Genomic DNA, 22,888 nt, shown 5'->3' with positions numbered 1-22,888 from the left:
CGGGCGGCCCGGGAGCGCGAGCAGGGCCTGAGCCCGCCTCCCTGCCACCCGCCCAGCGGAGTCCGGCGGCCCGTCAGAGCTCTGCACAGTGGCCTCTTGGCGCCCACCGGCGGCCCGGCCCAGCCCTGGCCGGGGCTGTGTCCAGCGCGCCCCAAGGGTGTGTCGGTTGTGGCTGATGACCCCGCTCGCCCCGGTGGAGGCAGCACCCTGTAGCCGCTGTGGCTGCCATCCCGATGCCGGTTCTCCCTCTCATGACCGGGTTCCCATGGGGCGGCCTCGATGGAGTCGGCTCGTGATCGAGCGAACCATCCTGCGACCCTGCCGACCCTGCCGACCCTGCCGACCTGGGAACAGCTCCGCGCTCCGCGTGACTCCGTTCACGGGCGGAGTTACTCCGCTGGTTCGATTGCCATTCGGCTTCCTGACGAGCCGTCTGACCTGGTCAGCCCGTCTCGGCCAGTCGTGACTCGGCAACCGCGAGGCCGGCGATGGCCGCGAGCATCAGCACCGTGCCGGTGACCGTGGCCGGGGTGAGTCGTTCACCGAGGAGCAGTACGGCGAGCGCCGCTGCGCTGACCGGCTCGATGAGCATCACCACCGACGCCGTGGCCGCCCGTACGGTGCCCGCTCCGGCGAAGTACAGCGGGTAGGCGAGTGCCGTCGTGACGGTGGCGACGTAGAGCATCAGCAGGACGACGTGGCCCGGGTGGGCGGTGTGCGGCACGAGACCCTCGCTCCCGGCGAACGGCAGCATGACGGCCGCGCCGACGGCGAACGACCCCACCGTGAGGGTGTAGGGGTCCTCGCCGGCGCCGTGCCGTCCGGTCCACCGGCCCAGGATGTTGGAGACGGCGTACCCGGCGGCTGACAGCAGCGCCATGCCCACGCCGAGGGGGTGGGCGATCCCGGCCTGGTTGCCCAGCACCAGTATCGCCAGGCCGGTCAGCGCACCGGCGACCGCGAGCAGCCCGGCACGTCCGACGCGCTCGCCCAGGAACAGGCGCCCGCCGGTGGCGGTGAACACCGGGGCCGCCCCCAGCGTGACGATGGTGCCCACCGCGAGACCGGTGTCCTGCACGGCGGCGAAGTAGGCGGTCTGGAAGACCGCAAGGCCGATGCCGGTGCCCGCGAACAGGAGCACGCGGCGGCCCAGGGGCTGCGGCGTCCGCGACGTGTTGCGGGCAGGACGGAAGGCCCGGGCCGCGAGCAGCAGCGCCACGCCGGCCAGGAAGCGCCAGAACGAGACGGCCATGGGCCCGAAGTCGCTGGACCGGTAGACGATGTCCACGGCGGCTCCGGTGGTGCCCCAGGTGATGCCGGCGAATGCCAGGTAGGCGAGGCCGCGGCGCACAGATCGGGGCGCCGTCACAGGGGCAGGGGTGATTGCAGCAGCAGTTTTCGACACGGAGGGAATCTCCAGACGGAGCAGATGGTCGTGGTCTCGCGTCTGCGGGCACAACCGGTCAGCGCGTGACGGCCAGTGGCCTGCACGCTGGTGTCGATGCGACCCGCCTCAGCGGACGGGCGGCGAGAGAACTGCTGCGGAAGACATGCCGCCACTGTACGGCACCGCAGGTGGAGGGCCCTTTCCTCCTCCGAGGTCGGCGAATGGGCCAGCCGACGGGCTCCCCACCGGCGGCACAGCGGGCTATTGGCGCTATCGGTCGTCGGTGTCCGGTTTGGCCGGCTGGATCCTCTGCCGACCCGAATCCCTGGCTGAGTCCGAGCAACTGCGGCTCAAGACCGTCCTGGCCAAGCGCCCCGAATTGGAGGCTCTGACCCGGCGCGTCCGCTCCTTCGCGGTCATGCTCACCGAGCGCCTGCCCGACTGGCTCGACGCCCATCCGGCAGGACGACCTGCCCAGCCTCCACACCCTCGCCGCGGGCATCGACCGTGACCGCGATGCCGTCATTGCCGGCCTCCCTCCGCTCTGGAGTCCCGACGTCGTCGAAGGGCACTGCGGGCCACATGAGAGAAGAGCTCGCACGGACTCCCGCGTCGCGCGGTTGCGACGCAGGCTGGCACGCAGCCCCTCCGCACCCACCCGAAGCCGTTCCTTTGGGGAGAAACGGCACGACTTTCGTCTCGGCCCCCGCCTCACCAAAGGACAGGCAGACGCCTCTGAGGCCGAGCGTCGAAGAGGCCGTCCGGCAACACCTCGACAGGTGGCTGGAAGAAGACCCGGAGCGTGCCGCAGCTGTCATCGGCCCGATCATCAAGGGCGCCGGTCGGGACTGACCAATTGCAGGCCGCACTGCTGGTCCCGGGAATCGGCCAGCAGTGCTGCCGGTTGGTACTTGGGCTTGCTCCTCGAGGTCGTGTCAGGCCTCGCCGCCGAGGAGGCTGTTTCAGCAAGGGCCCGTTTGTCCAGCGGAACGTGGATTGACCGAGCACACCGTGACCGTCCCGACGGGCCGGCAGATCGACCTGGTGCGGCCCCGCGTGCGGCGACCGCCTGGGCGCTCCGTCGGCGAACTGTCGAACCGTCAGCTGAACACCGGCGGCCGGGTCGCCCGCCCGAGTGCCTCGGTCAGCCGACGTGCACGTCCACTGTGGTGAAGCCGAGCGAGTGCAGCAGTTGTTGGAGCGCGCCCTTGGTGTTCTGCTCCGCGTGCTCCAACAGGCCCGAGGACTGTGCGGCGTTCTGGATCCGCTGGGAGGCCAGCTGCTCCACCTGCTGCTGGTTGCCCGGGTTGCCGGAGAAGAAGTCCCCGATCCGGTCGAAGAGGCCGCGCTCCTGGGAGTAGATGTAGGACTGCTTGGGGTCCAGCGCCACCTGCCCCAGCTGGGCGTGCGGCAGCGAGATCGTGGCGCTGCGCCGGTCCGCGGAGACCGATACGCCGGAGCCGGAGACCTTGCCGAGGTCCACGTAGGCCTCCACGCTGCCGGCCGCCACGTACAGCGTCCGGTGGCCGAGCAGGCCCGGGGGCAGGAAGGCGGCCTCGTGGTCGAGGTCGACCACCAGCTGGAAGTTGCCGCTCGCGGCGGTGTAGCGGCTCATGTCCTGGATGGACCGGAGCAGCACCGGCTGGCTGCGGTCGGTGGTCTTCTCGGCGAACGGGTCGGGCAGGCCGGGCAGCAGGTGGAGCGAGGCCGAGGCGACCAGGACCGCGGCGATCGCGGCCAGGGTGATCGGCAGGCTGACGTACCAGGGGAGCCGGCGGCCTGAGTGCGCGGGCACGGGTGCGGGTGCGGGTGCGGGTGCTTGGGTGTCCGGATTGGCTCTCCGGCTGGGGCGGCGGAACACGGCGATCTGCCTCCTTGGGGTGAACTCCGCTGGCCTGAAAGTCGCATGAGCGTTGGTCAGGCCGCCAGGACGGCTTCCCCGAACTCGGGCGGCCAACGCTTGTGGGTGACGGGCTGTTTGGAATCGGCTGAGCGGGAACCCGAATGACTGGACCGGACCGCCACTCCGGGCCGTGGCCGAACCGAAGGAGGAGCGGAATGAGCATCTGGATCGTTCTGGTAGTGGTCGTGCTGGCAGTCGCAGCGGCCCTGGCCGTGCTGCTGCCACGGCTGAACACCCGTCGGCTGCAACAGCGTTTCGGTCCGGAGTACGACCGGACGGTGCGGGCGCACGGCGGCCGCACCAGGGAGGCCGAGCACGAGCTGACCGGCCGGCTGCGGCAGGCCCGGCAGCTGGCGCTCACCCCGCTGCCGCAGCGCCGCGCCGAGGAGGTCGGCAACCGGCTCGCCGCCCTCCAGGAGCTGTTCGTCGACGAGCCCGCCCGCTCGCTGGACGAGGCCGTGACCCTGCTCGACGGCACGCTCGACGAGATCGGCTTCCCGGCCGAGGACCGGCTGGCCGTGCTCTCGGTCGACCACGCCGCCCTGGTGCCCGGCTACCGGTCCGCGCGGCGGGTGCTGGAGCGCAGCCGGTCGGAGCAGGTGGGCACCGAGGAACTGCGGACGGCGCTGCTGGCCGTGCGCGACCTGTGCCTCGAGGTGGTCCGCTCCGGCGGCGAGGAGGCGGAGGGGACGGCCCCGGCCGGCAACTCCACCGGTGCCATCCGCCGCTTCGGCCCGCGCCACGCCACCCGATGACGCCGACGACCCCACGGAGGAGAGGATGACCATGTCCCAGTACGGTTCCGCCGCCCGGAACAACCCCGACGACGACGCGCCGGCCCCGGACCCCCGCAGCGGTCCGGCGAACCTGGCCAAGCCGGACACCGCCCGCCAGCACGGCGCCTCCCCGGACGCTGCTCGCGCCGGCACGGGCCGCCCGGACCCGGCCGACCCGGAGGCCGGCCGCCCGGCACCTTCGCCCGAACGACGCGCTGCCGGAGGCCGGTTCGCCGTCGTACCGGGAGGCGACCGGGCCGCAGAACGGCCGTCCGAGCCCGCCGAGCCCGCCCAGACCGCCCAGCCTGCCCACCCCCTGCCGGGCCCCCGGCTCGGTGGCTGGGAACCGGCACCGGCCGCACCGGCTGGACCGGCCGCACCTGCGGAGAGCGGATCGGGCGGTTGGCTGGGCGTTGAGCGGACGCAGCGGCTGCGGGCCGAATGGCACTCCGTCCAGGCGGGATTCGTCGACGATCCCCGTCAGGCCGTGCAGCAGGCCGACGCCCTGATCGAGAAGTCGGTCGGCCTGCTGGCCGAGGCCGTCACCGAGCGGCGCCACCAGCTGCGCGGCGCCGAAACGGCATCGGACGGCGCACCGGCCGCCAGCACGGAGGACCTGCGCCTCACCCTGCGCGAGTACCGGTCACTGCTGGACCGCCTCCTCGGCGCCTGAACCACTGGCGCACCCGGAGCCGGAGGGGCCGCCCGGGCGGCCCCTCCGGCTCCGGGCGCGCCGGGGTGCCGAACCAGCAGCCGGCAGAGGGCCACCGGTGACCTCCGACCGCCATCCGCCCGCTGCTACGCCGTCCCGCCGCGTCCCGCCCGTCCCCAGCAGCCGGCTGCTTTGACCGGTGCCGCGTGACCAGCGCCGCTCCACCACCCGAGGTGTTCGGTGAAGTGCTCCGCAGAGACTCGGGCAAGCTGCTGGGTTACGGCCATGACGAGAAGTATCCCGAGGCCGTCCACCCCTTTACCGAGCATCCCGCCGGTCACAAGATTTTCGACAGAGCCCGCAGTTCCCCGCCCTCGTGGTCACGATTCCCCGTGGGAGCGGCGGTCGTGCAGGGACGCCGCGGCATCCCGAGGCGGGTCGAAACCTGTCGGGACCGGCGCGCCGGGCTGGCGTCAGCTGTAGTCGGCGGTGTTCCGCACCTCGCCGAAGCGCGGGAAGATCCGCTCCACGGTGAACTCGTGCTCGTCCGCGGCCAGTCCGGACATCGCGTCGGCTACGAACTCCAGTTGGTAGCCGTGGTCCGCCGCGGCCCGTGCGGTGGACTCGACGCCCATCGTGGTGACCAGCCCGGCGATCACCAACGTGTCTGCACCCAGTTGGCGCAACTGCTCGTCCAGATCGGTGCCGTAGAACGCGCCGATGGTGCGCTTGACCAGCACGACGTCGCCGGCCTGTACCAGGCCGTCGGCGAAGTCGCTGCCCGGCGGCTGCTCGGCGACGTTCGGGCGCTCCACCCGGACCAGCACCACCGGCCGCCCACTCGCCCGGAACGACTCGGCCAACTGGCGGCAGCGCGCCAGCACTTCGTCACCGGTGTGCGGGGCGAGGGGGAGGGCGATGATGCGCGGCATCAGGTCGATGAGGATCAGTGCCGAGGTCATGACGAAGATCGTAAGCCTGTCCGGCGCACCGGGAGCCAGGCCACCCGTCACCACCCGGTGCGCGCTCGGCGGCCCGCACGGCACCGGCCTCGACGCGGGCATCGGGCACCGACCGCACGACAGGCTGACGGATCGCCAGGAGCGGTCCACCGATCGGGGTGCTCCTGGCTCGAGGCGGTCCGGTGGCCGCGGGACTGCTGCGGACGGTGGAGCCGGCCTGCCGGGATGCAGCCATGATGACCAGTGGGGGTCGACAGACGAGCCGACGAGTTGGCGGCTGGCGAGTCCCGGGCCAGGTCCCGCAGAGACGGTTGACCGGGACGTCGCGGTCAAGGAGCCCTGGCTTCCCGAGCAGTTGACCGAGGCCGAGCGGCAGACGATGTACCTGCGGATGCAGCGCGAAGCCAGGGCGGCCGCCCGGGTCGACCATCCCTCGGTGGTCACCGTGCACGACGTGGTCACGGTCGAGGGCCGGCCGTGGATCGTGATGGAGCTGGTGCGCGGGCGCTCGCTGGCGGAGGTGCTCGAGGAGGGCACGCTCCCGGCACAGGAGGCGGCCCGGATCGGGCTGGCGGTGCTGGAGGCGCTGGTCAGTGCGCATGAAGCGGGGGTGCTGCACCGGGACGTGAAGCCGGCCAACATCCTGCTCGGACGGCACAACCGGGTGGTGCTGAGCGACTTCGGCATCGCCCAGCTGGAGGGCGAGCAGAAGCTCACCGAGACCGGCAGCTTCATCGGCTCGCCCGAATACGGGTGTTCGTCATCACGTGCTGGAGGTCTCCTTCCCTGCCGCCGTCGACCAGGCGACCGAGGGGGAGAGGATGTTCCACCAGGCGCGCAAGAATTTGACGATCAACGGGCTCTGACCAGCGCTGGCGCCGCTCTGCATCCTGCCGATCGCCCGTCTCGGGCGATCTCGGCCGTGTCCAGCGGCCGACGGCGTGCGGGAATGGACGGGCAGGAGGGCGGCGGGCGTATGGCCCGCCGCGCTCCCCAGCCCGGTCGCCCTCCCCAGCGCCGGCGGTCGCCCGCGCGTCCGCCACCCGCTCGAGAAGTCACCCTTGGCGCAGGGGGCGAGCGCATCAGGCCTGGCCGCCGCCGTGCTCGTCGTCCGGCCAGGTGCGGGTGTCGCGCGGCGCCACGTACGGCTCCTCGTCGGGTGGCATGCCGCCCTCGATGGCCCGTTCCCGGGCGAGCTCGGCGTCGAACTCCAGCCCGAGCAGGATGGCGAGGTTGGACAGCCAGAGCCAGACCAGGAACACGATCACGCCGGCGAGGGTGCCGTAGGTCTTGTTGTAGGAGCCGAAGTTCGCGACGTACGCGGCGAAGCCACCCGACAGGACCATCCAGAGCAGTACCGCCAGCACGCTGCCGGGCGACACCCAGCGGAAGCCGCGGTCGCGGACGTTCGGCGCGGCCCAGTACAGCAGCGTGATCATCAGCGACACCAGCACCACCAGCACCGGCCATTTGGCGATCGACCACACCGTGACGGCAGTTTGGCCGAGCCCGAGGACATCACCCGCGCGCTGGGCCAGCGGGCCGGTGACGACGACGATCAGGGCGCTGGCCAGCAGCAGGATCATCATCAGCAGGGTCAGGCCGATCCGCAGCGGCGTGGTCTTCCAGACCGGCCGGCCCTCGCGGATGTCGTACACGGCGTTGCCGGCGCGGATGAACGCCGCGATGTAGCCGGACGCGGACCACAGGGCGCCGGCCAGGCCCACCACCGCCAGCACGCCGCCGGTGCCGCGGCCGGCCTGTAGCTGGGTGACCGCGGTGTGGAGGATGTCGCGTGCCGATCCGGGCGCGAGCTTCTGCAGGTTGTCCAGCACCGCGTTGGTGGCGGAGGGGCCGATCAGGCCGAGTACCGACACCAGCACCAGCAGCGCCGGGAAGATCGCCAGTACGCCGTAGTACGTGAGCGCGGCGGCCCGGTCCGAGAGCTCGTCGTCAAGGAACTCCCGCCCGGTGCGCTTGAGCACCCCGAGCCAGCCGCGCCCCGGGACCTGCGTCGGCTCGTCGGGGCCTTCGTCCGCAGCCTGCTCCGGGGCGCGGACGGGCCCGTCGCCGTGTTCATCGTGTGCTCTTCGGAACCATCCCATGGTCGGCGTCTGCCCACCGGTTCCCGATCACACGCGCAGCGCTCGCCCCCGTGCAGTTCGGCGATGATCCCCGTGCTCGCGCAGGTGTTCTCGGAGGCTGCGGCGCAGGGGCTGGCCTCCGATCCGGTGCACCCGCGGTGGGCGGGCGGCGGTTCAGCCGACGCGCAGGGCGAGCAGGACGATGTCGTCGCCGTGGTCGGGGCCGGCCAGGGTGTCGGCCAGCAGGTCGAGGACCTGCGGCAGCGGGGTGCGGTCGGCGACCGCCCGCGCCAGGAGAGCCGTGGCGCGGTCGATGCCCTGTTCCAGGTCGCGGCCGCGGTGTTCGACCAGGCCGTCGGTGTAGAGGAGCAGCACGGAGCCAGGCTCCAGCAGGCGTTCGTGGACCAGGCGGCCTTCGGGCGGGGCCAGGCCGGGGTGGAGCAGCAGGCCGTGCTCGGTGAGGCGTTCGGTGTCGCGGTCCGGGTGGGCGAGGAGCGGGGAGGGGTGGCCGGCGTTGGTCCAGCGCAGCAGCCACGCGCCGTGGGGGCGCGGGTGCAGGTGGGCGTGGACGAGGGTGCCGCTGATGCGGGTGTGCAGCTGATCGTTGGCGCGTTCGAAGGAGGTGAGGGCGTCGGCGGGGCTTCGCCCGCAGTCGACGTCGGCCTGGCGCAGCATGCTGCGGGCCTGGCTCATCAGGGTGGCGGCGTGCGTGTTGTGTCCGGTGATGTCGCCGACGGTGACGGCCAGCGGCGTGCGCCCGTCGGCCGTGGTCCGGTGGGGGAGGACGGGGTAGGCGTCGTACCAGTCGCCGCCGACCATGTCGTGGTGGGCGGCGGGGCGGTAGAGGGCGGCGAGTTCGAGTCCCGGTGTGCGGGGGAGGTCGGTGAGCATGGCCTGCTGGAGCTGGCGTGCGACGCTGGTGCGCTCGTCCAGGTGCAGGGCCCGTTCGACCGCCAGGGCGGTGTATCCGGCGATGACCGTCAGGACGGCGCGTTCGTGGACGTCGGTCTCGTGGGGTTCGTCCCAGGCGGCCACCAGCGTGCCCAGGGTGGGGCTGCGGGTGCCGGGCAGCGGGACGCACACGGCCGAGCACAGGCCCATCTGGTCGAAGACGGCCACGGTGTGCGGATCGTAGTGGTCGACGAGCGTCTGGCGGTCCGGGACGCTGACCACGCGGTTGTCCCGTGCGGCCTGCGCGGTGGGCCATCTGTCGGTCAGGGCGTACAGCGGGAGCTGCTCCTCCAGGGGCACCGGCCCGCTGGAGGTGTCGACCGCGCGCCGCAGCTTGCCGTCGTCCCCGAGCAGGACCAGCCCCACGTACGCCGGCTTCAGGTCCCCGCTGACCAAGTCGCTGACCGTGGCACGCACCTGTTCCAGGCCCAAGGTGTTGCCGAGCATCTCGGCCGCCCGCAGCAGCAGCTCGGAGCGCTCCTGTTGGATCCGCATCCGCCGCTCGCCCGCCACGGCCGTTCCGGTGGCCGCCTGCGCCTCGTCGCGGGCCTGCTGCGCACTGTGCTGCTCGTCGTTGGCGCGCCGCGTGCTGGCCCGCAGCCGCAACTCCGCCGCGCACACGCCCGCCAGGTCCTCGAGGTCTTGGCGGTTGTGTTCGCTCCAGGCCCGCGGGCGGGGGTCGTGGACGGCCAGGACCCCCAGGCACTGGCCCCGCGCGCCGTACAGGGGGGCGGCGGCGAAGGCCCCTTCCGCACCGTTCAGCGCAGCCGCACCACCGTCGGACGCCCATCGGACGAGGTCGTCCACCATCAACTGCCCACCCGTGCGTACCACGTGCCGGCGCAGCACCGCGTGCCAGGGCTTTGCCGGTGGACGCTCCGGCGGCCAGCACTCGAGCACTTCGGCGCCCGCCGGACCGTCCAGCACCGCGACAACCGCTTCGGGTGCGGCCAGCACGCTGGCGGCTAGGCGGGCGAAACGGTCCACGAGTCCTCGCAGTGATTTCAAGACGGGCGCACCGCCGGATGACAACAGCGTCAACACAGTTGACAGACTCTACCTGGCCGCCCCCGCTCGATGGCCGGACCACGAACCCATTGCGCAGGCGGGTGGCACGGAACGCCGTTCCGGGGTCGGCAAGAACACTCGGGCTCTTGACCGCGGCGAGGCCCGGCCGGCCTGCCACGAGCGCCCTGCCGTCCCCGACACCGGCCGAGCGCGGCTGGCGCGACCTGAAGCAGATCATCAACCTGCGGCCCGTATACCACCAACTGGAACAACGCAATCGCGCACACGTCATCCTGTGCTGGCGCGCCCTCCCGCTGATCCGGATCGCCGAGACCACCGCCGGCGGCATCTGGCCGCACATCCGCCGCGACCCCGACCGTCTCAACCTGGGCACCGTCACCGGCCCGACCGCAACGTTCCAGGCCAAGCCCTGGTGGAAGCCGACCGACAGCGGGCTCTTCGGTGAGTGGGGCGGCCGAAAACGGAGAGACGGAAGGTAGCGCGTGCCGCTGCCATGAGTCCGCTCCGCGGGCAGGCATCGTCGTCAGCACGTGCAGCCGTGCGGCTGGGTGGCGCCGCTCCACTACGGAGGTTTCGCGTGTCTGTTTCCGCTTCGCCCGATCCACTTGCCGAACTGTCCGCCGCGGGGGTGTCGGTGTGGCTGGACGACCTGTCCCGCGAGCTGTTGGCCGGCGGGGAGCTGACGGAGCTGATCGCCGAGAAGCACGTGGTCGGGGTCACCACGAACCCCACGATCTTCGCCTCGGCACTGTCCAGGGGCGACCGCTACGACAAGCAGCTGGAGCGCCTCGGTGCTGAGGGAGCGCAGGTCGACGACGCGGTCTTCGAGCTGACCACCGACGACGTGCGCGAGGGCTGCCGGGCGTTGCGGGAGATCTACCGCAGCAGCGGCGGGGTCGACGGCCGGGTCTCGATCGAGGTCGACCCTCGGCTTGCCCGAGACGCCCAGGCCACGGCCACGCAGGCGGTCAAGCTGTGGGAGACGGTGGCCGAGCCGAACCTGTTCGTGAAGATCCCGGCGACCAGTGAGGGACTGGCCGCGATCACCGCCACCGTCGCCCGGGGCATCAGCGTCAACGTCACTCTGATCTTCTCCCTGGACCGGTACCGGAAGGTGATGGACGCCTACCAGAGCGGCCTGGAACAGGCCCTGGAAGCAGGGCTCGACCTGTCGGGCATCCACTCGGTCGCCTCCTTCTTCGTCTCGCGTGTCGACACCGAGGTCGACCGCCGCCTCGACGCCCTCGACAGCCCCCAGGCTCAGGCGTTGAAGGGCCAGGCCGCGGTGGCCAACGCCCGGCTGGCCTATCAGGCGTACGAGCAGGTGGTGGCCGAGCCGCGCTGGCAGCGGCTGGCCAGGGCCGGAGCCAACGTCCAGCGACCGCTGTGGGCGTCCACCGGAGTGAAGAACCCGGACTACCCGGACACGATGTACGTCAGCGACCTGGTGATCGCCGGTACCGTCAACACCATGCCCGGCACCACGCTGTCCGCGTTCGCCGACCACGGCACCGTAGCCGCTCATGCGCCGACCGCCGAGGTCTACGCCGCCGCCGAAGCCCACCTGGCTTCGCTGCAGGCCGCCGGTGTCGACTTCGCCGATGTGACCGATGTCCTGGAGCGCGAGGGGCTGGAGAAGTTCGAAGCCAGCTGGGCGGAGCTCGGGGCCTCTGTGGCCGACGCGATGCGCTCCGGCACGCGGCCGGCGGCCGGGGCCGAGGACGGTGATGCGAACAGCGCCGGCCTGCTGGCGATCTACCTCAACGACCACTACAGCGGTGCGACCGGCGGCCTGGAACTCTTCCAGCGAGCCGCCGACGCCAAGAAGGGCAGCGAAGAAGGAGCCGTCCTGACGGATCTGGCCCATCAGGTGAAGGAGGACCGCGACGCGCTGGCGCAGATCATGGCCGAGCTCGACGTGTCTGTCGACCGCACCAAGGCTGCCCTGGGCTGGGTCACTGAGAAGGTCGGCCGCCTGAAGACCAACGGCCACCTCTTCTCCCGTTCCCCGCTCAGCGACGTCCTGGAAGCCGAGGCGATGCTCCTGGGCATCCTCGGCAAGGCAGCGTGCTGGCGCACCTTGCGCGCCCTGGCCGACACCGACCGGCGCCTGGACGCAGCGAAGTTGGACACCCTGCTCGAACGCGCCGAGCGCCAGAGCACGGCCCTGGAGGACCTGCGGATAACGGCAGCCACCCGCGCGCTCGGCACGCCGTCCGCGCCCAGCAGCTGATGGCGCCCGCGACGATCCCTCGGCTGCTTCCCCACACGTGGGGATCGTCGCGGCCCATGGGATCACGCACCTCAAGCGGACGGCAGCAGGCAGGAACACCTCGCGCGGGTGCTCCGCTGCCTTCCGGTCACCGGCTTGACGAAGGAGCAAAGGAATGGCGATCGAACCACAGTCAGGCGGCACAGCACGGCGCGACCCGTCCCTGGCGCTCCCGGTAGCGGAGCGAGCCGGCTGGGACGAGACCGATGTGCGGGCGGTGGACACCGTGCGGGTGCTGGCGGCCGACGCGGTGCAGAAGGTCGGCAACGGCCACCCGGGCACCGCGATGAGCCTGGCGCCGCTGGCGTACCTGCTGTTCCAGAACGTCATGCGGCATGATCCGGCCGATGACCAGTGGCTGGGCCGGGACCGCTTCGTGCTGTCCTGCGGGCATTCGAGCCTGACCCTGTACATCCAGCTCTACCTGGCCGGGTACGGACTGGAGCTGTCGGACCTGGAGGCGTACCGCACCTGGGACTCGGTCACCCCGGGCCACCCGGAGCACCATCACACCCGCGGAGTGGAGATCACCACCGGGCCGCTGGGCCAGGGCCTGGCCAGCGCGGTCGGCATGGCCATGGCGGCGCGCCGCGAGCGCGGCCTGCTCGACCCCGATGCCGCACCGGGCAGCAGCCCCTTCGACCGCCACGTCTACGTCGTGGCGTCCGACGGCGACCTGATGGAGGGCGTCACCGCCGAGGCCGCCTCCCTGGCCGGGCACCAGGAGCTCGGCGACCTCATCGTGTTCTACGACTCCAACCACATCTCGATCGAGGACGACACCGACATCTCCTTCAGCGAGGACGTCCCCGCTCGTTTCGCCGCATACGGCTGGCACGTGCAGACCGTGGACTGGACGCGCGACGGCACGTACGTCGAGGACGTCGACGCGCTGCTGGCGGCTACCCGCGCGGCCAGGGAGGAGATCGGCCGGCCTTCGCTGATCATGCTGCACACCCTGATCGGCTGGCCGGCCCCCACCAAGCAGAACAGTGGCAAGGCCCACGGCTCGGCGCTGGGCGAGGAGGAGGTCGCCGCGACCAAGAAGCTGCTGGGCTTCGACCCGGACCAGCACTTCACCGTCGAGAACGACGTCCTGACCCGGACCCGCCGAGCAGCCGACCGCGGCCGCGAAGCCCACGCCCGGTGGGACGAGCAGTTCGCCGCCTGGCGGAAGCGCAATCCCGATCGGGCCGAACTGCTGGACCGCCTGCGGGAACACCGGCTGCCCGACGGCTGGACCCAGGCACTGCCCTCCTTTCCCGCCGACAGCAAGAAGGGCATGGCCACCCGCGCCGCCTCGGGCGAGATCCTCAGCGCACTCGCTCCGGTGCTGCCGGAGTTGTGGGGCGGCTCGGCGGACCTGGCCGGCAGCAACAACACCACCATGGACGGTGAGCCCTCCTTCATCCCGGCCGAGCGGCAGACCAAGGAGTACAAGGGCGGCCCCTACGGGCGCACCCTGCACTTCGGCATCCGCGAGCACGCCATGGGCGCGATCCTCAACGGCATCGCCCTGCAGAGCCTGACCCGCCCCTACGGCGGCACGTTCCTGACCTTCTCCGACTACATGCGCCCCGCGGTCCGCCTGGCCGCGCTGATGCAGCTGCCCGCCACCTACATCTGGACCCACGACTCCATCGGCCTCGGCGAGGACGGCCCCACCCACCAGCCCGTCGAACACCTCGCCGCGCTGCGCACCATCCCCGGCCTCGATGTCGTGCGCCCCGCCGATGCGAACGAGACCACCGCCTGCTGGCAGGCCATCCTCGAACACGGCGACCGCCCTGCCGGGCTGGTCCTGTCCCGGCAGAACCTGCCTGTCCTGGACCGCGACAGCGGCCAGTACGCGCCCGCCGGCGGGGCGGCCCGCGGCGGATACGTCCTGGCTGACGCGGACGACGGTGCCGCACCGGACGTCATCCTGATCGCCACCGGCTCCGAGGTGCACATCGCCCTGGACGCCTCCGCGCTGCTGGCGGGCGTAGGCCTGTCAGCGCGGGTGGTGTCGATGCCGTGCCGGGAGTGGTTCGCCGCCCAGTCCCAGGAGTACCAGGACCAGGTCCTGCCGCCCGAGGTGCGGGCCCGGGTCAGTGTCGAGGCGGCCGTCGGGCAGGGCTGGCGCGAGGTGGTCGGCGATGCCGGACACATCGTCAGCCTGGAGCACTACGGCGCCTCCGCCAACTACCAGCGCCTCTACACCGAGTTCGGCATCACCCCCGAAGCAGTCGCCCAGGCCGCCCGTGACAGCATCGCCGACACACAGCGCGCGCCACACCCGGGCGGACGCCGGCCGACATCCGCCCCCACCCGAGGCGGCACCGGCGACCGCCCCTGACCGAACTGCCGCCGCTCACTCGGCAAGCGGCGGCCGGTGCGTACTCGACGTGAGACGCACACACTGCGTAGCCGGCGGTGGAGCGGCGGCAAGCGGGAGGCGGTTGGCTACGGTGGTGCGCGCCTCCCGCGACTGCCGTCCGTGAGCAACGCCGGTCGATCGCCGGGCCGCAGATCCAGCTTCCCCGCCCGTGGACGCGCGGGGAGCGGATGCCGACGTCCTGCGCGACGAGGGCGAGCAGTACCCCAACAAGCTCCGCGAGGCCGCCGTCGATGTCACCGCCGTCCGGGTCGCCGGCATGGTCCACGACTTCCTGCTCCTGGACAGCCTGCGCGACACCCGCGCCGCCGACGTCACCCGCCACCTGGCCGTCGACGCTATGAAGAAGGCCCTCCACGGCGGAGGCGACGTACCCCGGCCGGCGCCGACCCGTCGGCTGTCCGTTCGCGCGAAGCTTGCCGAAGTTGTTCATCCGCGAGTTCCTGTGCTCGACCACCCAGCGGCGTCGGTCCGGATCGGCGTCCTCCTGCCGCGCTTGCTGATGCGTGGCCTGATCTCGCGTTCGGCCAGGGCCGTGTGGACGGGCTGGCAGTCGTAGCCGGCGTCCAAGCTCAGCGCCGGGTTCTGCGGGGCGTGGTCGAGGCGGTCGGTCAACTCGGTGAACGCGTCGAGGTTTTCCTGCAGTAGCGTGTGGTCGGGCATGGCCGCGCCGGCGGGCACCGTGACCACGGGTATCCCGTAACCGTCGGTCAACGGGAGCGCTTGGTGCCTTGCTTGCTCCCGGTCCACGGGAGACTTCCCCGCGCACTGCCCGCCCGAGGGCGCCTTGGAATGCACCCGTCCGCGACCAACTCCTCAGCCAGGAGCCCCCTCAGAGCCTCAAGTCTGGATGGCAAGGGCGAGGAGGGTGTCGAGCGCAACTTCGAACGGACGCGTACTGCGTTGCACCTGGGCGAGAAGTAGTCCCCCTTGGAGGGTGGCGAGCATAGTGGTGGCGAGGTCGTCAAGGTCAGTGCCGGGTGCGAGCTTCCCGTCGGCATGAAGTGACCTGAGTCCTTCGCTGATGGCGGTCGACCATCGCTCGAATCCGGCGGCGATGAGGGCTCGGGCCTCGGGGTCGCTCTCGGCGAGTTGGCCGCCGAGGGAACCGAGTGGGCAGCCGCCCTTTGCCTGGCCATGCTTCACCCCGGCGATCAGCATGTTCCGCCAGGCTTCGACTCCGTCTTCGCTGCCGAGCGCCTGCCGATTGTGGTTGACGAGGGTGTCGGCCTGGTGGCTGATGACCGCCTGCAGGAGCTCGTTCTTGTCGGGAAAGTAGTGGTAGAGCTGCGAACCGCTCACCTCCGCCGCCACCTTGACGTCTTCCAGGGTGGTACCCGCGACCCCGCGCTCGTGGATCAAGGTCGCAGCCCCTTCCACGATTCGAGCCCGGACGCGTTCGCCCTTCGGGGTGAGCCGCGGCCGGTCGTTCGTCTTGTTCACCATGCACCCATAGTAGCGATTCTGAGTTTGACAGCCCAGTCCAATGAGACCAAACTGAGTTGTGCAACCCACTTTGGGCGCGAGGAGGAAGCAGCGCATGCCTGTTGACTTGAAGGACACAACTGCAGTTGTCACCGGGTCCACGAGCGGGATCGACGAGGCGACGGCCATGGCTCTCGCTTTCCGCGGCGCTCACGCCCTGATGGAGACGGAATCCCGATGAGCTCACTCCCAAGAAAGACCGTGCTGATCACCGGCGCCAACGTCGGGATCGGCAAGGACGTGGCCCGGCAACTGGCATTGCGACCCGAGACGACCCGCATCTACTTGGCATGCCGCAACCGGAAGCGGGCGACAGCGGCAAAGGCCGAGCTCGAAGCCGCTACCGGCCGACGCATCTTCGACATCGTCGTCATGGATGTCGCCGATCTGGGCTCGGTCCGAGCCGGCCTTGCTGCCATCGACGGAACCGTCGACGCGCTGGTCATGAACGCCGGCGTCATTGGCCCGCAGTCGATGGAGTTGACCGCTGACGGGGTCACGAATGTGTTCGCCACGAATGTTCTTGGCCACGTCGTCCTTCTTGAAGGACTCCTGGCCGAGGGGCGGCTTGGCGAGGTCGCGGTCCTCGCCGGAAGTGAAGCAGCCAGAGGACTTCCGATGTTGCGCATGAAACGGCCGTCCTTTGCCTCGACCTCTGCCGACGAACTCGCCACCGTCATCGACGGCAGATTCTTCGCGGACGGGAAGACTGACTTCAATCTCGCCTTCGGGCAGGCCAAGTACATCGGGGCCCTATGGATGGCCTACCTGGCCCGCCAACACCCCGACCGGCGCTTCATCACCGTGAGCCCCGGCGCCACCACCGGCACCCAAGCCTCCAAGGACATCGCCCTACCGCTGCGCATGGCGTCCAAGTACGTCCTGCCCGCCCTGGGGATCTCCCACAAGCTCGAGGTCGGCGCGAAGCGACTGGTCGACGGTGTCACCGACCCGACCCTGTCCAGCGGCGTGTTCTACGCAAGCGCGGCCAACAAGCTGAAGGGCCCCTTGGTCGACCAAGCGGACATCTTCCCCGACTTGGCCAACCCGTCGTTTCAGGACCATGCCAACGAGGCCATCCACCGCTTCATCATCGAGTAGTGCTTTGTCGGCTGGTGTCGTAGGTCTGCGATGGGATGGCTTGTCGGCGTGTGGGGCAGGTTCCGGTCCAGGTGGCGATGAGGTGTTGGAGGAGCGCCAGGGCCTGATAGGGGGTCAGGCTTTTGGGCGGGTGCGTTGTATCGCGGACAGCACACAGACGCTGGGACCCGACCACCCCACCACCGTGGCCGGTCGCCGACACCACGCCGACAGCCTCGCCAAGGACCTCGCACACCCGACCCGTCAGCTGGGCGAGCTGTGCATTCGGGGCGGCACACGGTCTTGATCCGGCGCGGCCGGGCAGGGCAACTCGGTGGCCCGCGGTGCCACGAGCTGCACGGTACCGGTGTGGAGGGGGCTCGGCGCGCTCGGTGGTGAGGACCCGGTCTTTCTGGTTCAGCTTGGTGAAGCCGGTTCGCTGTCGCTCGTCGTGCAGGCCGTCGGGCAGTTCGCCGCGCGGGGCGTCCTGGCTTCTGTCAACCATGGTTGACAGAAGCCAGGACGTCAACCTAAGTTGACAGCATGAGTGAGAGCGGAGAGCTCGCGGCGGCCGCGAGCAGCCGGGATCCCGCCGTGGGGCTGCGGGCGGTGCGTGCCTTGCGCGACCTTGCGGACCGGCTGGAGAGCCTTCAGGTGGGCAACGCCCGTACGCAGGGGTGGTCCTGGCAGGACATCGCGGTCTGCCTCGGGGTGACCAGGCAGGCAGTGCACAAGAAGTACGCCCGGCGCGCAGCCGGCGGCGACCAGGACGGAGACTGACCGATGTTCGAGCGATTCACCGACGAGGCCCGGCAGGTCGTGCTCACCGCGCGGGAGGAGGCGTCCGGGCTCCGGCACGCCTACGTCGGCACCGAGCACCTGCTGCTGGCGATACTCGCCCTCCCGGACAACCCGGCGGTCGCGCCGCTGGCCGCCACCGGGCTGGACCGCGAGACCGCGCGGCGGGCCGTTCGGCGCCTGCTGGGTGAGGAGGACCAGGCGCAGGCACTGGCGTCGATCGGGGTCGACCTGGACGCCGTGCGGGAAGCGGTCGAGTCCGTCTTCGGACAGGGAGCGCTGGACGCGCCCGCACAGGATGAGGGCAGGCGGCGCGGGTGGCTGCGGGGTGGCAGCAGGCGCGGACACATGCCGTTCACCGCCCGGGCGAAGAAAGCGCTGGAGCTGTCGCTGCGCGAGTCGGTGCGGCTGAAGTCCGGTCACATCGCCGTGGCGCACCTGCTGCTCGGAGTGATCGAGGAAGGAGAGGGGCTCGGAGCCCGCGTGATCGTCGACCACGGGCTGGACCCGAAGGCCGTCCGTCAGGCGGTGGAGGCGCAACTGGCAACGTGACCGAGGACCTGGCCGGCCCGGTCCTCCATTGTCCGCGGGGTGTGCGGCCGGTGCGCGCTCCACGGCCGCCTCGCCGAACTCCCCGCCGAACTCCTCGACGATCAACCCGGCGGCCCTGAGGACCAATGCGCCCGGATACGTTCGGCGTTGGCCATCGTGCTCGATAACTTCTCCCCGCACCAGGCACGCCGAGGTACGCACCTGGGCCGCCGACAACGACGTCGAGCTGGTCTTCGTTCCGACGGATCCTGGCTGAACTGGATCGAACCCGAATTCGCAGCCCTGCGCTACTTCGCGCTGAACGGTACCGATGCCGGGCCGGCCGAAGACCCGCTTCGCGCCCGAGTCGTCGATCCGTCAGCGGACCGAATACCCGGCCAAGGCTGCGTGACAAGCCACGAGCTCAGCCGATTGCCCCACGACGGCAACGTGCACCGTGCCACGGCGAAGGGGCCGATAGTCTCAGGGAATCCAGGTTCGGATATCGCTACACACGGAGGCCATGATGATGCGGTTGGCGCGGGGCTCAAGCCGACTGTACGGCGTGATGCTCATACTGGCGGCGGTAGTCCTGCTCGCGGACCAGCTCACCAAACTCTGGGCGGTCTCCGCGCTGTCCGACGGCGAGCGCGTCGCCGTGATCCCGCCTCTGCTCCACTTCCGACTGCTGTACAACCCTGGCGCCGCGTTCTCCATAGGCCTCGATGCGACATGGGTGTTCACCCTGGCAACGGCCGCGGCAGTGGTCGGCATTCTCTACACCGCACGCAGACTGGCCTCGGTGGCCTGGGCGCTCGTGCTGGGCGCGCTGCTCGGCGGTGCGGCATCCCATCTGGGCGACCGACTCTTCCGCGAGCCCGGCCTGGGCCGCGGGCATGTTGTGGACTTCATCGACTACGGCCCGTTCGTGGGTAACGTCGCCGACATCATGCTCGTCTGCGGGTGCGCCGGGTTGGTGCTGCTCAGCCTGCGTGGTGTGCAACTCGCCAAGGTACCGGGCGAAGAGTCCGCCTAGCCTCCCTGTTTCGCTTCGAGCGGCTGAGCCGGTCCGAGCTGGTGTGCCGTGCTGGGTCGGCTGCTTTTCGTCGGCGGGCGTGGCCGTGGCCCAACGCGCGGGTCGGGTGCTCCAGGGGCCTCGTTCTCGTCCTCGACCAGGCCGCCGGGCAGCGAGTGCTGGAGGCCGGCCTCCCGCTGGCGGCGGATCAGGGCGGGGCGGCCGTCGTGGACCAGCACCGCGCACACCCGAGTCCGGACCGGCCAGGCCACCGCATTGGTCGTCACTGGACCCAGGCCGGACAGGCGGGCTCGTGCCAGGTGGTGCGGACGACCACCCCGCCCGGGGCCAGGTGCTCGCTCGACCACGTCCGGCAGCACGCGCCGCCACCAGGCCGTACCGGGGCCGGCGGCCATCCGGCGCGCACCGAGGCGGCGGGCACCGAGGCGGCGGGCGCGGACGAGGTAAGCGCGGCCGGACGGCGGCGACGGCGGCGCCTGGTCATGGGTGTCGTCATGACAGAGGTTCTGCCCGCCCCACCGCCGCGCCGAACCCCGCCGCCACCCGGACGGAGCAGCGCAGTCCGTTCCAACCCCGCGGCTGACCCGCGACGAGGACCGGCCACCATGGCGGCACCGAGGAAGGGCCCCGGCACCGACCCGGCCCCGGTCAACGCCTACGGCGATGCAGTTGACCTTCGACGGTCGATCCAGGCACGCATGATCTCAGCGGCCAGCCAGTGCCCACGGGCTTCGGCTTCGACCACGACGGACGTTCCCTCCCAGCACCGCGTGGGACATGCTCAACGTCGACGGCATGCCGCAGAAGGGTCCGACCCTCGCCCTGATCGTCTTCAGCGTCATGCCCGGCATCCCGCAGATCACGCGGCCGGGGCAGATCCTCGTACTCAACAGCGAGATGAGCCGACGCCAGACGGTGATCGCTACGAAGGCCGACAGGCGTGCCCCGCCTTCTGGCGGGCACTCGCGGCCGACCGCACCACCGGGTTCCGACCTGAGGACGTCGCCGTGGCGGGCGACCGGGGCCACGATCCGCCGGCACTATCGCTTCGACGACGGGGCCGCCGACTCCGTTCGCGGCGTCGCGTACATCCGCGCTGCCCACCTCCACTCGGCGGGGAACGTCCGGTCGATCAGGCAGACGTGCTCGCGTACCTCGGCCCCGGCGACCGTGATGTGTTCCTTACCGTCCGTTGACGCAGTCCGGGCGACCATCTGAGGGACCGTCGATACCAGGGGGAGCAGTGCGCGCAGCAGTGGCCGAGGTCGAGGGGTTGCTCGCAGTGGGCGGGCAGCGGCGTGGCCGTGAAGGTGGCCGGCCTCGGGGACCGCTCGTGGAGCGCGCCGGCCCGAGCCTGCGGGTCAGGCTGACCCTGGTCTCCCTGGGGTTGCTGCTGGCGACGGCCGTGGTGCTGATAGCAGCCACCTGCCTGATCGCCGCCTGGGTGGTGACCTCAGCCTTCCACCCCAACGGCACGCGCGCGCTGGCGGATTCGTCCGCGAGCGGGCCGGTGACCCAAGCCGAACTCACCGCCCAGCTCGCCAGGCAACGGCAGGCGATGCAGGACCGGCTCACCGCAGGCGTGCTGCTGACCCTGCTCGCGCTGGCCGTCCTGTCGCCCCTGCTCGGCTACGTCGTCTCCGGGCAAGTGGTGCGCCCGCTGCGGCAGATGGCCGTCACCGCACGGCGGCTCTCCGAAAGCGCCTCGCACGAACGGATCGCGCGGCCCGGGCCGCGGGACGAGATCAGGGAGCTGGCCGATACCTTCGATGTCCTCCTTGAGCGGGTGGAGCGAGCCAGTGACTCCCAGCGACGGTTCATCGCCCATGCCGCACGCGAACTGCGCACACCGCTGGCGGTCAACAGGGCCGCGATCGAAGCGGTCTTGGCGAAGCCGGGCGGGGTGTCAGAGCCGACCAGGGCCCTGGGTGACCAACTGCTGGCCACCCTCGACCGGCAGGAAGTGCTGCTGGCGGGCCTGATGCTGCTCGCCAGTTCAGAACGGGAGCCCGCGCGGCGAGCCCCGGTGGACCTGGCGCAGCTGGCCACCGGCGTGGTCGAGCAGCTTGCCGGGGCGCCCCGCCAGGCCGAGGTGACGGTCACCCTGAGCGCCGCGCCGGCCCGCGTGCTCGGCGACCAGGAGTTGTTGGAGCGCTGCGTGGTCAATCTGATCGAGAACGCGGTCCAGCACAACACCTCGGAGGGGCTCGTCGTGGTGACCACCGGCGAGGCGGGCGGACAGGCGTGGCTGCGGGTCGAGAACACTGGTGCGGTGATCGCGCCCGATCAGATCGGGACGATCTTCGAACCGTTCCGCAGGCTTGCGGGCGACCGGGTGCGGTCGGCGCGGGGCGTGGGCCTCGGTTTGGCGATCGTCCGCGCCGTGCTCACCGCCCACCGGGGAACCGTGGAGGCAGTGCCGCGGGCGGGCGGCGGGCTGGTGGTCACCTGCCGGCTCGCGGCACAGCCGGAGTGCCGGCCCGGGCCGCCGACAGCGGACCGGCCGACGACGGGCTGACGTGTCGTCACGCCTGAGACGCGCGCGTGGAGTGCGGGGTCCACGTCGCTGCGGCGCGACTGTACGGCGCGCCCGGAGATCGGCCGGCGATACCGGCAAGCCTGATCGTGGGCTGTGCGGCGGCTGTTCCCCTCGGCATGGTCGACGGCGCGAGGACCTACCCTGCCCAGGGATTCGGACCCTGCTTGAGGACGATGAGCCCGCATGGCTGGTCGGCGGGCCAGAGGTCGATCCGATAGAGGAAGTGATCGCCGGGGCCGCCGTTGGTGTCGACGGCCGGTGGGTCGGACGGGATGTAGGAGACCCGGGCTCGCAACAGCCCAGCGGGAACGGTCACGCTCGGCCCGTCCTCCGGGTTGATTCCCGGGCTGGACACGGCGAGTTGGCCACTCGGGGCAGGCAGATCCGCCTCCACGATGTGCTCAGCCGCCGACTCGGTCATTGGCGCGGACGTGTGGACGGTGATCAGCGATTCGACCATGTCATCCCGTGCGGTGCCGACGGAGATCGAGTGCGGTTCCACACCGATGCGGTGAACGTGTACCGCTTCGTCGGTCCAGCCAGCCGGCGGTAGGTCCGGGTCCATCGCGTGCTCGGCCATCCATGCGTCATATGGCTCAAGGTCTTGGACATAGAACTGCCCGTGATCGGCATCGATCAGGAACGTCAACGAATCATCAGCCACCGCCGCAGGCTACCGAAGCGCACTGTCACCCCCGGCTCCGCCCACAGCTCAGGGGCGGTCGAGGAACGCGAGGACCTTGTCGGTGGTCAGCTGGCGGCCGGGGCGTGCGGTGACCGGTGCAGTCAGGGAGAGCGCCTTCCCCTTGACGGTCATGTCGGCATGGACGTAATGGACGTAGGGGGCGGTGGAGCGGGCGCCGACGTGGCCGAGCCCCCGGCCGGGGCGGGGGTGCTGGTGCCGGCGCCGCCCGGGGCGGTGGTGGCGGCCGCTAGTGCCGCATCAGGCAACGTTCGCCCTGCTGATGACCTCGCGTAGGCGCTGATCAGCGGCGTGCTTGTTCCGCCAGATGATGTAGCGGCGGA

At 71.0% G+C, this 22,888-nt stretch carries 17 protein-coding genes and 4 pseudogenes; 13 read left to right on the top strand and 8 right to left on the bottom strand.

The genetic code is table 11. The annotated features are described in order from the left end of the window. Positions 1 to 442 precede the first annotated feature (442 nt). Both ACFYNO_RS23230 and ACFYNO_RS23225 read right to left on the bottom strand, forming a co-directional pair. Positions 443 to 1,369, bottom strand: a complete 927-nt coding sequence (locus ACFYNO_RS23230; RefSeq protein WP_388015514.1) for a DMT family transporter — start codon at positions 1,367 to 1,369, stop codon at positions 443 to 445. A 1,162-nt stretch (positions 1,370 to 2,531) separates the two neighbouring features. Then, a complete protein-coding gene (locus ACFYNO_RS23225) occupies positions 2,532 to 3,182 on the bottom strand; it encodes a DUF4230 domain-containing protein (protein WP_388015511.1) in 651 nt (216 codons plus the stop codon). 263 nt (positions 3,183 to 3,445) lie between these two features. Between ACFYNO_RS23225 and ACFYNO_RS23220 the strand changes: the two genes are divergently transcribed. Together ACFYNO_RS23220 and ACFYNO_RS23215 are read left to right on the top strand one after the other, a co-directional pair. Next, complete coding sequence (locus tag ACFYNO_RS23220) at positions 3,446 to 4,045, top strand: hypothetical protein (RefSeq protein WP_388015508.1); 600 nt, start codon at positions 3,446 to 3,448, stop codon at positions 4,043 to 4,045. 31 nt (positions 4,046 to 4,076) lie between these two features. Continuing rightward, positions 4,077 to 4,739: a hypothetical protein gene (locus ACFYNO_RS23215; RefSeq protein ID WP_388015505.1), complete on the top strand. Its 663-nt coding sequence runs from the start codon at positions 4,077 to 4,079 to the stop codon at positions 4,737 to 4,739. Between the two features lie 452 nt (positions 4,740 to 5,191). On the opposite strand, the gene ACFYNO_RS23210 is transcribed toward ACFYNO_RS23215, so the two are convergent. Then, positions 5,192 to 5,680, bottom strand: coding sequence for an isochorismatase family protein (locus ACFYNO_RS23210; RefSeq protein ID WP_388015502.1), 489 nt, complete (start codon positions 5,678 to 5,680; stop codon positions 5,192 to 5,194). A 100-nt stretch (positions 5,681 to 5,780) separates the two neighbouring features. Here ACFYNO_RS23210 and ACFYNO_RS23205 point away from each other — a divergent pair. Continuing rightward, positions 5,781 to 6,431, top strand: a pseudogene (locus tag ACFYNO_RS23205) (serine/threonine-protein kinase); the annotation flags it as partial. A gap of 331 nt (positions 6,432 to 6,762) precedes the next feature. On the opposite strand, the gene ACFYNO_RS23200 reads toward ACFYNO_RS23205, so the two are convergent. Both ACFYNO_RS23200 and ACFYNO_RS23195 read right to left on the bottom strand, forming a co-directional pair. Then, positions 6,763 to 7,785: a YihY/virulence factor BrkB family protein gene (locus ACFYNO_RS23200; protein ID WP_388015499.1), complete on the bottom strand. Its 1,023-nt coding sequence runs from the start codon at positions 7,783 to 7,785 to the stop codon at positions 6,763 to 6,765. Between the two features lie 153 nt (positions 7,786 to 7,938). Further along, a complete protein-coding gene (locus tag ACFYNO_RS23195) occupies positions 7,939 to 9,702 on the bottom strand; it encodes a SpoIIE family protein phosphatase (protein ID WP_388015496.1) in 1,764 nt (587 codons plus the stop codon). A 167-nt stretch (positions 9,703 to 9,869) separates the two neighbouring features. Here ACFYNO_RS23195 and ACFYNO_RS23190 point away from each other — a divergent pair, with 167 nt between their 5' ends. From ACFYNO_RS23190 to ACFYNO_RS23175, 4 genes and pseudogenes are all read left to right on the top strand, one after another. Beyond that, on the top strand, positions 9,870 to 10,223 hold the full coding sequence (locus ACFYNO_RS23190; RefSeq protein ID WP_388015493.1) for a hypothetical protein: 354 nt from the start codon (positions 9,870 to 9,872) through the stop codon (positions 10,221 to 10,223). A gap of 14 nt (positions 10,224 to 10,237) precedes the next feature. Continuing rightward, a pseudogene (gene tal, locus ACFYNO_RS23185) lies at positions 10,238 to 11,434 on the top strand (transaldolase); the annotation flags it as partial. A gap of 697 nt (positions 11,435 to 12,131) precedes the next feature. Beyond that, positions 12,132 to 14,354, top strand: coding sequence for a transketolase (gene tkt, locus ACFYNO_RS23180; protein WP_388015490.1), 2,223 nt, complete (start codon positions 12,132 to 12,134; stop codon positions 14,352 to 14,354). A gap of 169 nt (positions 14,355 to 14,523) precedes the next feature. Beyond that, positions 14,524 to 14,751 (top strand): annotated as a pseudogene (locus tag ACFYNO_RS23175) (alpha/beta hydrolase fold domain-containing protein); the annotation flags it as partial. Between the two features lie 482 nt (positions 14,752 to 15,233). Here the strand turns inward: ACFYNO_RS23175 and ACFYNO_RS23170 are convergent. Then, positions 15,234 to 15,839 (bottom strand): TetR/AcrR family transcriptional regulator, encoded by a 606-nt coding sequence (locus ACFYNO_RS23170; RefSeq protein WP_388015487.1) that lies wholly within the window; start codon positions 15,837 to 15,839, stop codon positions 15,234 to 15,236. Positions 15,840 to 16,079: 240 nt separating this feature from the next. Between ACFYNO_RS23170 and ACFYNO_RS23165 the strand changes: the two genes are divergently transcribed. The 6 genes from ACFYNO_RS23165 to ACFYNO_RS23140 all read left to right on the top strand — a co-directional run bounded on the left by ACFYNO_RS23165 (position 16,080) and on the right by ACFYNO_RS23140 (position 21,841). After that, positions 16,080 to 16,979, top strand: a complete 900-nt coding sequence (locus ACFYNO_RS23165; protein ID WP_388015484.1) for an SDR family NAD(P)-dependent oxidoreductase — start codon at positions 16,080 to 16,082, stop codon at positions 16,977 to 16,979. A gap of 522 nt (positions 16,980 to 17,501) precedes the next feature. Beyond that, positions 17,502 to 17,738: an RNA polymerase subunit sigma-70 gene (locus ACFYNO_RS23160; protein ID WP_388015482.1), complete on the top strand. Its 237-nt coding sequence runs from the start codon at positions 17,502 to 17,504 to the stop codon at positions 17,736 to 17,738. A 3-nt stretch (positions 17,739 to 17,741) separates the two neighbouring features. After that, complete coding sequence (locus tag ACFYNO_RS23155) at positions 17,742 to 18,308, top strand: Clp protease N-terminal domain-containing protein (protein ID WP_388015479.1); 567 nt, start codon at positions 17,742 to 17,744, stop codon at positions 18,306 to 18,308. A gap of 547 nt (positions 18,309 to 18,855) precedes the next feature. Further along, on the top strand, positions 18,856 to 19,323 hold the full coding sequence (locus ACFYNO_RS23150) for a signal peptidase II (RefSeq protein ID WP_388015924.1): 468 nt from the start codon (positions 18,856 to 18,858) through the stop codon (positions 19,321 to 19,323). Positions 19,324 to 20,100: 777 nt separating this feature from the next. After that, positions 20,101 to 20,541: a hypothetical protein gene (locus ACFYNO_RS23145; RefSeq protein WP_388015476.1), complete on the top strand. Its 441-nt coding sequence runs from the start codon at positions 20,101 to 20,103 to the stop codon at positions 20,539 to 20,541. A 115-nt stretch (positions 20,542 to 20,656) separates the two neighbouring features. Further along, the gene (locus ACFYNO_RS23140) at positions 20,657 to 21,841 is read left to right on the top strand and encodes a sensor histidine kinase (protein WP_388015473.1); all 1,185 of its coding nucleotides are present in this window, start codon (positions 20,657 to 20,659) and stop codon (positions 21,839 to 21,841) included. A gap of 157 nt (positions 21,842 to 21,998) precedes the next feature. Here the strand turns inward: ACFYNO_RS23140 and ACFYNO_RS23135 are convergent, their stop codons facing one another. Both ACFYNO_RS23135 and ACFYNO_RS23130 read right to left on the bottom strand, forming a co-directional pair. Next, positions 21,999 to 22,526 (bottom strand): hypothetical protein, encoded by a 528-nt coding sequence (locus tag ACFYNO_RS23135; RefSeq protein ID WP_388015470.1) that lies wholly within the window; start codon positions 22,524 to 22,526, stop codon positions 21,999 to 22,001. Positions 22,527 to 22,805: 279 nt separating this feature from the next. Then, a pseudogene (locus ACFYNO_RS23130) lies at positions 22,806 to 22,888 on the bottom strand (transposase); the annotation flags it as partial.

The organism is Kitasatospora sp. NPDC006697 (assembly GCF_042869935.1).
In the GTDB taxonomy this organism is placed as follows: Bacteria; Actinomycetota; Actinomycetes; order Streptomycetales; family Streptomycetaceae; genus Kitasatospora.
Note: the sequence above shows the minus strand (reverse complement) of the source record. Positions and strands in the feature narration are given on the sequence as shown.